We start from the raw sequence: 12,674 nt of genomic DNA, 5'->3' as shown, positions 1-12,674 counted from the left end.
CCGTGGCTGACTTAATTCTTCGCGATCTGGTGAAGGCCTACGACAAGACCGAAGTGCTTCACAGCATCAACCTCGCGGTTGAAGACGGCGAATTCGTCGTTTTTGTCGGGCCGTCCGGCTGTGGAAAATCCACGACATTGCGGATGATCGCCGGGCTTGAGGAGGTCACCTCCGGGGTGATCGAAATCGGCGGGACCGTGGTCAACAACCTCGAACCCAAGGATCGCGATATCGCGATGGTGTTTCAGAATTACGCGATCTATCCGCATATGAGCGTGCGAAAGAACATCGGTTTTGGCCTGAGAAGCTCGAAGGCATCCAAACCCGAAAAGGAAAAACGGATCGAGGAGGTGGCCACGCTTCTCGGCATGACCGATCTGCTGGACCGCAAGCCCAGCCAGCTTTCCGGTGGCCAGCGGCAGCGCGTCGCCATCGGGCGGGCCATGGTGCGCGATCCTGCGGTTTTCCTGTTCGACGAGCCGCTGTCGAACCTCGACGCCCAACTGCGCACCCAGATGCGTCTGGAGATCAAGAAGCTGCACCAGCGTGTCGGCTCCACGATCGTTTTCGTCACCCACGATCAGGTCGAAGCCATGACCATGGCCGACCGCATAGTCATCATGAAGGACGGTCACATCCAGCAGGTCGGCACCCCCGCCGATGTGTATCACAAACCGGCCAACACCTTTGTCGCAACATTTATCGGCGCCCCGGCGATGAACATGATCGCGGGCAAGGTCACCGGCGATGGGGCGGTTTCGCTCGCAACCGGCGGAACGCTGCACCTTGCCAAACCACTCCCCGAGGGACGGGAGATCATCATCGGCATCCGCCCCGAGGATTTCGTGGCCGGAGACCCCCGGCGCGTCCTTGAGGGACCGGTCACCGTGCGCGAGCCGCTGGGCCATGAGACGCTGATCTATGTCGGCACCTCCGAAGGCGACGTGATCGCCAAGGCCGACGGTCGCAATCCGCCCCAGATCGGCGAGGCTGTCTCTCTCGGTGCCCATCCAGACAATATCCACGTCTTCGACGCCAGGACCGGCGAGACGCTCAGATGACCGATGCAAAGGCCATTCTCTGCGTCGGGCGGCTCTATTGCGATCTTATCTTCACCGGATTGCCACGGCTGCCGACGATGGGCACCGAGGTCTACGCCGCAGGGACAGGCCTGCACGCTGGCGGGGGTGCGTACATCACCGCAGCGCATCTTTCGGCGCTCGGGAACAGGGCTGCGCTTTGCGCCACACTGCCGGTGCCGCCGTTCCGCGATATCGTGGTGAGGGACCTTGAGAATGCTGGCGTGGATGCGCACCTGTGTACCGACAGTGACCCGACCGAAGATCCGCAAATCACCGTCGCCCTTGCAGGCAGGTCCGACCGGGCCTTCGTGACACGCCGGGTCGGGCCGGCCTTCCCGCCCCTGTCGGTGCAACACATCCACGATCTTGGGGCGCGCCATATTCACATCGGGGAACTTGCGACACTGACCGGGCGCCCGGAGCTGATTGATCTGGCACGGCGCGCCGGGGTCACGCTGTCGCTCGATTGCGGGTGGGACGAGGATCTCGATATCACCCGGATCGGCGATCTGATCTCCGATGTTGACGTATTCCTGCCGAACGAGGCCGAAATGGAGATGCTGACGCGTGCCGGTGTGCACAGGTCCGTCGCGCCTCTTACCGTGATCAAGCAAGGCAAAAGCGGCGCGCTGGCGATCCGCGGCACAGAACGCATCCATGAGGGGGCCAAGGTCGTCGAGGCCATCGACACCACCGGCGCGGGCGACGCGTTCAACGCCGGTTTCCTGAGCAGCTGGCTCTCTGGCCATGATCTCCGGAACTGCCTGCGATCCGGACACCGCCGGGGTCATCTGGCCGTCTCGCAGCGGGGGGGCTTCCGTGCACCGCCTCAGCCGCCCGGCCCGGGCGCACAGGATGCGGACAAGGCCGATGCCGGACAAGAGCGCCAGATCGGCACCGCTCGCGCCCCCTCTTCCAACCATTGACACCCGAACACGGACAGACGGCACGCTGGCCGCCGTCCGCAGGAGCATGAACCATGGAAGTGATCATCCGGCCCGACCGCCTGAGCGCCGTGGACCTGACCGTCCGTCTGATCGAAAAGCGCCTGCGGGACAAGCCAGACCTGGTGCTTGGCCTCGCCACGGGTCGCACGATGGAGGCGGTCTATGCCGGACTTGTTGCCTCCGGGGTTTCCTTTGCCCGATGCCGCACCTTCAATCTTGATGAGTACATCGGGCTACCCGCGACAAATCCCAACTCCTACGCGCACTACATGCATACGCATCTGTTCAGCAAGGTCGACATCGACCCCGCCAACACGCACCTCCCCTACGGGATGGCCCCGGACCTCAAGCTGGCCGCCCGCGAGTACGAGGACCGCATCGCCGCGGCGGGCGGCATTGACCTGCAACTGCTCGGCATCGGGCAGGCCGGGCATATCGGCTTCAATGAGCCGCTCTCTGCCCTGATGTCGCGCACCCGCGATAAATCCCTGACCCCGGCAACCCGTCAGCAGAACGCCGGGATGTTCGGCGGTGATGCGCAGGCCGTACCAAGCAGAGCGCTGACCATGGGCGTCGGGACCATTCTGGAGGCGCGGGAGTTGCTGCTTCTGGCCTGCGGCGCGGCCAAGGCAGGGGTGATCGCCTCCGCCGTCGAAGGGCCGCTGACTTCGCGCGTCAGCGCCTCTGCCATCCAGCTTCATCCGAGCTGCAAAGTGGTGCTCGACGATGACGCGGCCGCTGAGCTGACGGGCCGCGAGTACTACGACTTCGTCTTTTCGAACGAGCCCGAATGGGCCGAATTCCGCGAAGAAACCGACCGGTAGCGGCGGCGGGGCCCACGGCGCTCTCATCCCTTGGCCGTGGGGCATTTATCTCGTGCCGGGATCGTGCTTTGAATACGCGATGGACAAGCTCTCGGTCATGAATGCCTTCTGCCGTATCGTCGAGCGCGGTAGTTTTTCCCGCGCGGCGGAGGACCTGGGCGTCTCCCCAGCGCTGCTGAGCCGCGAGGTGAAACTGCTTGAGGACAGCCTCGGCGCGAGTCTGCTGACGCGCACGACCCGCACCATGTCCCTGACCGACAACGGTCGCCTGTTCTATGACGAAGCGCTCGGGATCCTTGGCGCAGTCAGTCAGGTCGAGGATCGCATACGCGCGGGCGCGGGCGCTGTCAGCGGACATCTCAAGGTCAACGCGTCGCACTCCTTCGGCCAGATGGTGATCGCCCCGCTGCTGCCGGATTTTCTCGCTCAATATCCGGATGTGCGGCTGACGCTGTCGCTCGACGATCGGGTTGTGGATATGATCGAAGGGGGCTTCGATGTCTCGATCCGCATCCGCTCAACCATGCCGGATTCCGCGCTGATCGCCCGCAAGATCGGCACGATGCGTCAACGCATCTTCGCCGCGCCGGAGTACCTGGCCCGAAACGGCACGCCCAAGACCCCATACGACCTCGAGCATCACCCGGTCGTCGGGTTCCTGCTGGCCGATCATCTGAACTCCTGGAGGCTGAACAGTCCCGGCGGGATCGTTATTGTGCCGCTCGATCCTTTTGTCCGCGTCGGCAACAGCCTTGTTGTCCGCGATCTGCTCCTTGCCGGTTTGGGGGTCGGGACCCCGGATTTCATCTCGGACGCAGAAGAGGCGAAGGGGACGCTTGTCCGGGTGCTTCCGGACCACGAATTGCCCGCCCCGGAGATTTTTGCAATCACCGGCTCAAGGCTTGGTCTCGACGCCCGCGTGTCGGCCTTCCTCGACCATCTGTCTGTGGCGCTGCGGCGCTGACATTCTTCAACCTACGTAAAGAGTGATCTTACGTTTTGCCGGTTATTCCGGCCCCCTCCAAGAGCGATCTTCTGGCCACAAAACCAACGCCAAGGAGATCCACATGACCCGTATTCTCGTTCTCTATTATTCCAGCTATGGACATGTCCGCACGCTGGCGCAGGCAGAGGCCGAAGGCGCGCGCGGCGTGCCGGGCACAGCCGTCGATATTCGCCGTATTCCCGAAACCGTCCCCGACGCCGTCCGCAGAACCGCCGGATACTTGCCCGATGACACGCCCGAGGCCGCGCCCGCCGATCTGGCGCACTACGACGGCATTCTGCTCGGCACGCCCACGCGTTTCGGGATGATGGCCGGGCAGGTAAAGCAATTTCTCGATCAGGCGGGCGGCCTCTGGGCGCAGAACGCGCTTGTCGGCAAGGTCGCAGGCGTGTTCGCCTCCACCGGCTCCCAGCATGGCGGGCATGAGGCGACGCTGCTGTCGACCCAGATCCCGCTGCAGCATTTCGGCATGGTGATCGCCGGGATGCCCTATACCTTCGCGGGCCAGACATCGCGCGATGGCATCATCGGCGGCGCGCCTTATGGCGCGGGGACGATTGCCGGGGCCGACGGGGCGCTGGTCCCGACCGAAACGGACCTTGCTGGCGCGCGCTATCAGGGGGCGTATGTGGCCCGCATCGCCGCGCAGCTTGGATCCGCTGAGCTGCACCGGGAGGTCGCGTGATGGCTGCGCTGACCCTTGATTTCTTTCATGACGCGGTCTGCGCGTGGTGTTTCAACCTCTCCCCCCGCCTGCGCACCCTTGCACGGGAGCACGACCTCGACATCCGCCATCACACCTTTGTTCTTCAGGCCAGCCCGGCGGAGATGGCGGCGCGTTGGGGCTCAGCCGCGAAGGCGCGGGAGACAATCCTGGCACATTGGAGCCAGTGCCGTGCCGCAAGCGACCGCCCCACGTTCATCAACATCGACGGCATGCGCCGGGCTGCCTTCGACTATCCGCACGGGATGCTCGCCGCGCTGGCGTGCAAGGCGGCAGAGACGGTCGGCGGCCAGGCCGGACATTGGGACATGTTCGACCGGCTGCAACACGCACATATCACCAAGGCCCGGAACATCGCGGATCGCGCGGTCATTCTCGCCCTGGCGGCATCGCTCGGTTACGACCAGACGGCGTTCAACACGCTGCTCGATGATACGCGGATTGCCCGCGCTGTTGACGCGGATCGGCAGCGCGCAAGACAGCTAAACATACGCAGCGTTCCGACGCTGCGCGTACGCGAAACGGGCGTACAGCTGCTCCATGGCTCCATGGAGGATCTGCGGGCGCAAATAATGCACGCCGCCCGTCTCGCCGACGCGCACAAAGGGGCGGCCTGATGCGAAGTCTCTTCTTTTTTCCGAACGCGCACCACACAGCGGGCCAAAACCGCCGCAGCCTGCCCCGAAGCTGGCCGCATTGCCAAAGCGCTCCATCGGTGAGCGCCCCGTTGGAGATCCCGTCATGACCCGCACCACCGATATCCTGCTCACGGCGATCGCCCCGGCCATCTGGGGGAGCACCTATTTCGTCACGACGGAATTCCTGCCCGAAGGCTACCCCATCACACTCGCCGTCTTGCGGGCCTTGCCTGCCGGGCTGCTGTTGCTGGCGGTGACGCGGTGCCTGCCGCCACGCGCATGGATTGGCCGGGTTCTGCTGCTTGGCGGGCTGAACTTCGCAGTGTTCTGGACCCTGCTTTTTGTCGCGGCCTATCACTTGCCCGGCGGTGTCGCGGCCACAGTCACCTCTGTTCAGGCGCTGATGGTCATCGGCATGGCGCGCGGCTGGCTCGGGACACCGGTTCGCGCCAAAGCAGTGGCCGCCGCGATCGCCGGGATCTTTGGCGTCGGCCTTTTGCTGCTTGGTCCGGGCGCGGCGTTCGATCCGGTCGGGTTCGCGGCGGCACTTGCCGCCGCCGCTGCCATGGCCGCAGGCACTGTTCTCAGCCGCAAATGGCAACCTCCGGTGCCCGCGCTGACCTTCACGGCCTGGCAGCTTTCGGCGGGTGGGTTGATCCTGCTGCCTCTGTCGCTCATGGTTGAGCCGCCCCTGCCAGCGCTCGATCTGGTCAACATCGGCGGGCTTGTCTGGCTTGGCCTTGTCGGGGCAGCGATGACCTACTGGATCTGGTTCCGCGGTGTGGCCCGGATCGAGCCCGGCGCAATCTCCATGCTTGGCATGATGAGTCCGGTCACCGCGGTCTGCCTCGGCTGGATCTGGCTTGGCCAGTCTTTGAGCGCCCTGCAACTCCTCGGCGCGGCAATCGTGCTCGGTTCGGTCTGGCTCGGCCAGAGGGCCAGCCGTCCCCGGCCTCTTCCGCGCCCGGCGGTCCGCACCCGGCAGCGGCTCGTCCCGTAAAGGACGAGCCCGGGGCTGCCGCGACTTACTTGGTCAGCAACTGCGGCAGCCACGTTGCCAGCGCCGGGATGTAGGACACGGCCAGGAGAACGAGAATGTTGGTCAACAGGAACGGCAGGATCGCAATGATCACCGGCATCAGCGGCAAGCGTGCAATGCCGGCACAGACAAAAAGGCAAACGCCCACCGGGGGCGTGGTCAGCCCGATCATCAGGTTCAGCACTGCGAACGTGGCGAAATGCAGCGGGTCAATCCCGACCGCCTGAGCCAGAGACAACAGCGGTACGAAGAGGATGATCAGCGCCGCGATTGTCTCCATGAACATGCCGACAAACAGCAGCAGAATGTTGATCAGCAAGATGACGACAAACTTGTTGTCGGTGATCGAAAGCACCCCGTCTGCGATTGCCTGTGGAATTCTCTCGGAAACGAGAATCCAGCCGAACACGTTGGCAAACCCGACAAGCGCCAGAATCCCCGCCGCCGAAATCGCACTGTCGACGATGATGCCCGGCACATTCCAGAGCGGCAGCTCGCGGTAGATGAAAGCGCCGACCAGGAAGGCATAGAGGCTGGCCACGACGGCTGTTTCGGTCGGAGTGGCCAGACCGGACAGCAGGCCGTAGATGATCAGGAAAGTCATGGCCAACGCCCAGAACGCGCCACCAAACGCGCGAACGATCTCGCCAAGACCTTGCCATTCCTGCCGGGGGAAGTTGCGCCGCGCCGAGATGATATAGGCGGTAACCATCATCGAGACGCCCATGAGAATTCCGGGCACCGCGCCAGCCAGAAACATCTGGCCGACAGAGATGCCCGACAGGGCGCCGACGATGATCATTGGCACCGACGGCGGAATGATCGGCCCCACGGTGGAGGAGGCGGCGGTCACCGCAGCGGAGAAATCCGCCGGATACCCAGCCTTTTTCATACCCGGGATCATGACCCCGCCGATGGAGGCGGCATCGGCCACGGCGGTCCCGGTGATCCCGCCGAACAGCATGGAGGCAGCGATGTTCGTCAGGCCAAGCCCGCCCCGGATCCAGCCCACCAGTGCATTGGCAAAGCGGATGATACGCGTGGTGATGCCGCCCTGATTCATCAGGTTGCCCGCGAGGATGAACCCCGGGATCGAGAGCAGCACGAAGACGTCCATGCCTGCGTACATTTTCTGCGGCATGACCACAGGCGGCAAACCCACCGCAAGGATATAGGCCAGCGACGAGAGGCCAAGCGTCACCGCCACAGGGATGCCAAGCACCAGACCGCCAACGAAGACGGCAAAGAGGAGTGTCACGTCCATCGGGTCAGTCCTCTTCAGGCTTTACAGGTTTTCCGTCTTCGGCTCCGCTGAGCATCCCCAGAACGCGCAACCCTGCGAAGAGCGCGAGCAGAGCCAGCATCACGAAGACGGTGACATGCACGATATCCATCCGCACGCCGAGCGCGGGCGATGTCTGCATCTTGCCAATACTCACATAGCGCCAGGCATGGGGCAGAAGAAAAAGCCCCAGACCGGCGGTCGCGGCGGCGGCGAACAGGCGCAAAAGCCAGGGCATGCGCCCGGGCAGGGATTCGCAGATCACATCGACATTGACCAGATCACCGGTCCGGAAAGCCAGCCCTGCACCAAAGGCGACAGTGAACAACAGCGCGTAGCGCGTCAGCTCCTCCGTCCACACAGGTGCCGTGTCGGTCAGCCGCCCGACAACCTGCAGCAGTACAGCGCCGATCAGAACGGCGAAGGACAGTCCGGTGCCGAGCCGCGCCACAAAGACGATGGCGTCAATCAGTTTGTCCGCGCGCGACATGCGCGTCCCTCCTTGCGTCAGAAATCAATGGACCGGCGCCACGGGAGTGAGGCAGCGCCGGTCACGTCAAGCCTGTTGCCGGGTTACTGCGCGAACAGCCCCTCGACGATCGGTTTGATCTCGTCGTTCACATTGGCCAGCACCGCATCCTTCGCAGCGGCCTGAAACGCCGGACCGTCGACATCGACAAAGGTCATGCCCTTTTCCTCAAGGAACGCGCGATCCGCGGCGAGGCTGTCGTTGAACAATTCACGCTCGTAAGCCTGCGCCCGGGCGGCCGCTTCCATGACCGCGTCCTTGTCGGCGTCGGACAGTGTGTTCCAGGTCATCTCGGAGATGGTGAGATAGATCCACGAGCGCACGTGTTCGGTCAGGTTCACGTGGCTTTGCACCTCGTAGAACGATGCCGACCGGATCAGCGCCAGTGGGTTTTCCTGCGCGTCGATGGTGCCGTTCTGTAGCGAGGTAAAGACCTCGGAGAAGGCCATTGGACCGGGGTTGGCGCCGAGCGACTTCCAGACGTCAACAAATAGCGGCACGTTGGGCACACGCATCTTCAGACCGTCCAGTTCAGACGGCGACGTGATCGGACGATTGGACGTCAGATTGCGCGCCCCGCGGGCGAAATACGCGATTGGGCGGATCTGTGCCTGTTCGATGATCTGTGCCTTTATCTGATCGCCAATCTCGCCAGAGGCCACTTCGTCCATGTGCTCGATGGATTTGTAGGCATAGGGAACAGCCAGCAGGGCGGCCATCGGCGCCCAGTTCTGCAGGCTTTCGCCGGTGATCGTCATGTCCACGGTGCCAAGCTGCATGCCGTTGATCAGGTCGATCTCTTTGCCGAGGCTTTCGTTCGGAAAGACCTCGACGGCGATGCGGCCATCGGTCAGCGCCGAAAGCTCTTCCCCAAACTTGACGGCGGCCATGTGCCAGGAGTTTTCCTCGTTGGCGAGATGGCCAAGCTTCAGCGTCATGTCCTGTGCAAAGGCCGGAACCGCCGTAAGCGCCGCGAGCGCCACGGCAAAGGCCGGGGTTTTCCAATTGATTGTCATGTGTCCACTCCTCCTTGGATGGGTACGTTTACCGGCGCGGGAAGAGCCCCCTCCGGCATGTCGAAGAAATCGGGATTGGCGTCACAGATCTGTGGCAGATCGTGCAGAACCTCCCGCAGGTGCAGCCGGATCGCAGTATCCGCCTGTTCGTGGTCGCCCGCTTCGATCCGGTCGACCACGGCGCTGTGCTGATCAATCAGCTTGCCCATGGGAAAATGGCCGAGCGAGAGAAACCGCACCCGATCCATCTGGGATTTCAAACCCTCGATCAGCTTCCACGCCCCGGCCTTGCCTGCTGCCTCCGCAAGCGTCCGGTGGAAGCGATCGTCACAGCGCATGAACGCCGTCTTCTCGGATGGAGACAGCGCCCGCTGCGCATCGAGTTGCTTGCGCAACTCCGTGACAAGCGCGGCATTCGGCGCATGCGTCAGGATGGCGACGATATCTGCCTCTATGGCCTCACGCAGAAAACGCGCATCGAGCACGGCGGAATAGGCGATCTTGCTGACGATTGTGCCACGCTGCGGCAGCACCGCCAGAAGACCCTGCACCGCAAGACGAATGAACGCCTCGCGCACCGGCTGGCGGCTGACGTCGCAGGCCCGCGCGATCTCGGCTTCGGAAATGCGGTTTCCCGGCTTCAGGTCGCCATGGATGATACGATCCTGAAGATACCGGGTGATCTGGGGCGTGATCGGTTGCGCGGCATCCAGCGCAAAACGCGAGCCATTGGCTTCAAGCATGATTCGACCTCCTCCCGGTTCTTCGGTAACACACTACCATACTACCATTCAAATACTATCGATGCTAAGAAGGCCGCAGGGAACAAGGAGGATTCGCCCCATGAGACAGACTTGGCGCTGGTTCGGTCCAAAGGATCGTGTCTCCATCGACGATGTCGCGCAGGCTGGCGCCGAAGGCATCGTGACCGCTCTGCACCACGTGCCGACCGGGCATGTCTGGACGGCGGATGAGATCGCACAGAGGCAGGCCGAAGTTGGCGTACTGCGCAGCGGGGCGCCGTCCGGACTGCGCTGGGACGTGGTCGAAAGCCTGCCCGTCTCCGAGGACATCAAGAAGCAGAAAGGCGACTGGCGCGCGCATATCGACACCTATCGCACCTCGCTTGAAAACCTTGCGGCGGCGGGGATCGAGGTGGTTTGCTACAATTTCATGCCAGTGCTCGACTGGACCCGCACGGACCTCGCGTGGGAGCGCCCGAACGGCGCCACCTGCATGCGCTTCGATCTGCCGGATTTCGTGGCATTCGACTTGCACATTCTTGAACGCGCAGGTGCGGAGGCGGACTACGACGAAGCCCTGCGCGAAGAGGCGGCCCGGCGGTTCGCAGGCATGGACACGGTGCGGCGCAAACAATTGGCAAAAAACGTGGTTTTTGGCCTGCCCGGTGCCGCCGAGAGCTTTTCTCTCGACGATGTGCGCCAGCACCTTGCCGAATATGACAGCATCAGCAAAGAGCGCCTCCGCAGCCATCTGATCGACTTCCTGTCCGAGGTCGTGCCAACCGCCGAGCGGCTCGGTCTTCGGATGTGTTGCCACCCGGATGATCCGCCCTTCCCGCTGCTTGGCCTGCCCCGTATCATGTCGACCGAAGCCGACTACCGCGCTGTGCTGGATGCGGTCGACAGCCCTGCAAATGGCGTGACCTTGTGTACCGGCTCACTCGGCGCGCGGCCCGACAATGATCCGGTTGCGATTTTCCGGGCTTTGGCCGACCGGGTGCATTTCCTGCACCTGCGGAACGTGACAATCGAAGGCGATGCCTTGCGCAACAGCTTCTTCGAAGACGAACATCTCGGAGGGCGCACTGACATGATCGCCATGGTCGAGGCCATCGTCGCAGAAGAAGCCCGCCGCCGCACCGAAGGCCGCGCGGACTGGTCCATTCCCTTCCGTCCAGACCACGGGCAGGACATCCTGGACGATCTCGGACGACAGGCACAGCCCGGCTACCCCTCCATCGGACGTCTCAAGGGTCTGGCTGAACTGCGTGGCCTGTATCGAGCCTTCGAGCGGGTGTCCGGCGCATGACCCGCCTGACCTCTCTGGATCAGATCCCCTCTGAAATGCGCCCGGGCTACGATCCCGCGGAGCATGGCATCGGCATTGTTCACCTTGGCCTTGGCGCTTTTCACAAGGCCCATCAGGCGGCGCTCACCGATTTGGCGTTGGCAGCCGGGGGCGGAGACTGGCGTATTCTTGGCGTATCGCTGCGCTCGCCTGCTGCCACTGCGGCCCTGCACCCGCAAAACGGGCTGTTCACGCTGATCGAAAAGGGCGCAGAGGGCACCAGAGCCCGCGTGGTCGGTGCCATTGCGGATGCGATCTGCTCCGTCGGCAACCCCGGTCCGGCACTATTGGCCATGAGCGACCCGGCCACCCGGATCGTGTCCTTGACAGTGACCGAGAAGGCCTATGGCCTCGATCGGGCGGCGCGTGGCTGCGACCCCGCGCACCCCGCCGTCGCCGCCGATCTCGACCATCCGCACAGACCGCAGGGCGTTTTGGGACTGCTGACCGAGGCGCTGCGTCGTCGCCGGGATGCGGGGATACCGCCCTTCACGGTGCTCTGCTGTGACAACTTGCCGGAGAATGGCGCACTGCTGCGCGGCGCCGTCACCGACTTCGCCCGCCACCTCGATCCCGCGCTCGCCGAATGGATCGCAGGGGAAGTCGCCTTTCCTTCCACAATGGTTGATCGCATCACCCCGGCCGCGACCGACGACACGTTGGCCGAAGCCGCCCGCTTGACAGGGTGCGAAGACCAGGCAGCCGTCGAAACCGAAGCCTTCTGCCAATGGGTGATCGAAGATCATTTTCCGCAGGGTCGCCCCGGTTGGGAGGCCGCTGGCGTGATCTTTGCCGAGGACGTGGCCCCCTACGAGCTGATGAAACTCCGGATGCTCAACGGCACGCACTCCATGCTGGCCTATGCCGGGTTCCACGCGCAGCTGCGCTATGTGCGTGACGTCATGGAAAATCCCGCGCTCGCGCTCCTGATCGGGCACCATCTTCGCGCTGCGGCTGCAACCCTGCCGCCGATCCCGGGGATAGACACCGAGACCTATGCGGACACCTTGCTCCAACGCTTCCGCAATCCGTCGATCGCGCATGAAACCTTCCAGATCGCGATGGATGGATCCGAGAAGATCCCGCAGCGCATCTTTGCCGCAGTTGCCGATGCCCGGAAAGCCTCTGTCGATATTCGGCCCTTCGCGTTAGCGACAGCGGCCTGGTCCCGCCATGTCAGCGGCGCGACCCACGATTGCGCGCCCTATGCCTTGCGCGACCCCAGGGCAGAGGGTCTTCGCAATACGGCAACCGGACGGGATGCTTCGAGCGTTGTTGCGGCGATTGCCGGACTGGGCATTATGCCGGATACGGTTGCGGGGGATGGCGATTTTTGGGCGATGGTGGAAAGCATCCTGTCCGACATGCTGATCACCCCGATGACCGAGATCATCGAGCGAGAAGCGCAGCGCCCCTCGCCATTTTCCAGACGCTGAGACACGGCATCGGGGCGATGTTGTCCCCGATGCGCGGTCGGTACAGGCATGGAAGAAACC

At 63.6% G+C, this 12,674-nt stretch carries 13 protein-coding genes; 9 read left to right on the top strand and 4 right to left on the bottom strand.

Annotated features, from left to right (window positions below; all coding sequences use genetic code 11):
• The first annotated feature begins 2 nt into the window (after window positions 1-2).
• The 7 genes from ACN2XU_RS09890 to ACN2XU_RS09860 all read left to right on the top strand — a co-directional run bounded on the left by ACN2XU_RS09890 (window position 3) and on the right by ACN2XU_RS09860 (window position 6,221).
• Window positions 3-1,061 (top strand): ABC transporter ATP-binding protein, encoded by a 1,059-nt coding sequence (locus tag ACN2XU_RS09890; RefSeq protein ID WP_419410270.1) that lies wholly within the window; start codon window positions 3-5, stop codon window positions 1,059-1,061.
• Window positions 1,058-2,008: a carbohydrate kinase family protein gene (locus tag ACN2XU_RS09885; RefSeq protein WP_419410269.1), complete on the top strand. Its 951-nt coding sequence runs from the start codon at window positions 1,058-1,060 to the stop codon at window positions 2,006-2,008. The genes ACN2XU_RS09890 and ACN2XU_RS09885 overlap by 4 nt, the downstream gene beginning before the upstream one ends.
• 53 nt (window positions 2,009-2,061) lie before the next feature.
• Window positions 2,062-2,853: a glucosamine-6-phosphate deaminase gene (nagB, locus tag ACN2XU_RS09880; protein WP_419410268.1), complete on the top strand. Its 792-nt coding sequence runs from the start codon at window positions 2,062-2,064 to the stop codon at window positions 2,851-2,853.
• Between the two features lie 79 nt (window positions 2,854-2,932).
• Window positions 2,933-3,817, top strand: coding sequence for a LysR family transcriptional regulator (locus tag ACN2XU_RS09875; protein WP_419410267.1), 885 nt, complete (start codon window positions 2,933-2,935; stop codon window positions 3,815-3,817).
• Window positions 3,818-3,920: 103 nt separating this feature from the next.
• The gene (gene wrbA / locus ACN2XU_RS09870; protein WP_419410266.1) at window positions 3,921-4,544 is read left to right on the top strand and encodes an NAD(P)H:quinone oxidoreductase; all 624 of its coding nucleotides are present in this window, start codon (window positions 3,921-3,923) and stop codon (window positions 4,542-4,544) included.
• Window positions 4,544-5,200 carry a DsbA family oxidoreductase gene (locus ACN2XU_RS09865; RefSeq protein ID WP_419410265.1) on the top strand — a complete coding sequence of 219 codons (657 nt, stop codon included), beginning with the start codon at window positions 4,544-4,546 and terminating at the stop codon, window positions 5,198-5,200. Before wrbA ends, ACN2XU_RS09865 begins: the two co-directional genes overlap by 1 nt.
• Window positions 5,201-5,324: 124 nt before the next feature.
• Window positions 5,325-6,221: an EamA family transporter gene (locus tag ACN2XU_RS09860; RefSeq protein WP_419410264.1), complete on the top strand. Its 897-nt coding sequence runs from the start codon at window positions 5,325-5,327 to the stop codon at window positions 6,219-6,221.
• A gap of 25 nt (window positions 6,222-6,246) precedes the next feature.
• On the opposite strand, the gene ACN2XU_RS09855 is transcribed toward ACN2XU_RS09860, so the two are convergent.
• From ACN2XU_RS09855 to ACN2XU_RS09840, 4 genes are all read right to left on the bottom strand, one after another.
• Window positions 6,247-7,524, bottom strand: coding sequence for a TRAP transporter large permease (locus tag ACN2XU_RS09855; protein ID WP_419410263.1), 1,278 nt, complete (start codon window positions 7,522-7,524; stop codon window positions 6,247-6,249).
• A 4-nt stretch (window positions 7,525-7,528) separates the two neighbouring features.
• Window positions 7,529-8,032 (bottom strand): TRAP transporter small permease, encoded by a 504-nt coding sequence (locus ACN2XU_RS09850; RefSeq protein ID WP_419410262.1) that lies wholly within the window; start codon window positions 8,030-8,032, stop codon window positions 7,529-7,531.
• Window positions 8,033-8,115: 83 nt separating this feature from the next.
• Entirely contained in the window at window positions 8,116-9,087 is a 972-nt protein-coding gene (locus ACN2XU_RS09845) for a TRAP transporter substrate-binding protein (protein ID WP_419410261.1), read from the bottom strand.
• Window positions 9,084-9,830: a GntR family transcriptional regulator gene (locus ACN2XU_RS09840; protein ID WP_419410260.1), complete on the bottom strand. Its 747-nt coding sequence runs from the start codon at window positions 9,828-9,830 to the stop codon at window positions 9,084-9,086. Before ACN2XU_RS09840 ends, ACN2XU_RS09845 begins: the two co-directional genes overlap by 4 nt.
• A gap of 100 nt (window positions 9,831-9,930) precedes the next feature.
• Between ACN2XU_RS09840 and uxuA the strand changes: the two genes are divergently transcribed.
• Together uxuA and ACN2XU_RS09830 are read left to right on the top strand one after the other, a co-directional pair.
• Window positions 9,931-11,139 carry a mannonate dehydratase gene (gene uxuA, locus ACN2XU_RS09835; RefSeq protein ID WP_419410259.1) on the top strand — a complete coding sequence of 403 codons (1,209 nt, stop codon included), beginning with the start codon at window positions 9,931-9,933 and terminating at the stop codon, window positions 11,137-11,139.
• A complete protein-coding gene (locus ACN2XU_RS09830) occupies window positions 11,136-12,614 on the top strand; it encodes a mannitol dehydrogenase family protein (RefSeq protein WP_419410258.1) in 1,479 nt (492 codons plus the stop codon). The genes uxuA and ACN2XU_RS09830 overlap by 4 nt, the downstream gene beginning before the upstream one ends.
• Window positions 12,615-12,674 lie beyond the last annotated feature (60 nt).

Source organism: Pacificoceanicola niger, assembly GCF_048553275.1.
GTDB lineage: Bacteria > Pseudomonadota > Alphaproteobacteria > Rhodobacterales > Rhodobacteraceae > Pacificoceanicola.
Note: the sequence above shows the minus strand (reverse complement) of the source record. Positions and strands in the feature narration are given on the sequence as shown.

What these genes read in the sequence shown, in the direction of transcription:
- ACN2XU_RS09885 (WP_419410269.1), top strand. Translation starts at nt 1,058, where the DNA reads ATGACCGATGCAAAGGCCATTCTCTGCGTCGGGCGGCTCTATTGCGAT.
- nagB (WP_419410268.1), top strand. Translation starts at nt 2,062, where the DNA reads ATGGAAGTGATCATCCGGCCCGACCGCCTGAGCGCCGTGGACCTGACC.
- ACN2XU_RS09875 (WP_419410267.1), top strand. Translation starts at nt 2,933, where the DNA reads ATGGACAAGCTCTCGGTCATGAATGCCTTCTGCCGTATCGTCGAGCGC.
- wrbA (WP_419410266.1), top strand. Translation starts at nt 3,921, where the DNA reads ATGACCCGTATTCTCGTTCTCTATTATTCCAGCTATGGACATGTCCGC.
- ACN2XU_RS09865 (WP_419410265.1), top strand. Translation starts at nt 4,544, where the DNA reads ATGGCTGCGCTGACCCTTGATTTCTTTCATGACGCGGTCTGCGCGTGG.
- ACN2XU_RS09860 (WP_419410264.1), top strand. Translation starts at nt 5,325, where the DNA reads ATGACCCGCACCACCGATATCCTGCTCACGGCGATCGCCCCGGCCATC.
- ACN2XU_RS09855 (WP_419410263.1), bottom strand. Translation starts at nt 7,524, where the DNA reads ATGGACGTGACACTCCTCTTTGCCGTCTTCGTTGGCGGTCTGGTGCTT.
- ACN2XU_RS09850 (WP_419410262.1), bottom strand. Translation starts at nt 8,032, where the DNA reads ATGTCGCGCGCGGACAAACTGATTGACGCCATCGTCTTTGTGGCGCGG.
- ACN2XU_RS09845 (WP_419410261.1), bottom strand. Translation starts at nt 9,087, where the DNA reads ATGACAATCAATTGGAAAACCCCGGCCTTTGCCGTGGCGCTCGCGGCG.
- ACN2XU_RS09840 (WP_419410260.1), bottom strand. Translation starts at nt 9,830, where the DNA reads ATGCTTGAAGCCAATGGCTCGCGTTTTGCGCTGGATGCCGCGCAACCG.
- uxuA (WP_419410259.1), top strand. Translation starts at nt 9,931, where the DNA reads ATGAGACAGACTTGGCGCTGGTTCGGTCCAAAGGATCGTGTCTCCATC.
- ACN2XU_RS09830 (WP_419410258.1), top strand. Translation starts at nt 11,136, where the DNA reads ATGACCCGCCTGACCTCTCTGGATCAGATCCCCTCTGAAATGCGCCCG.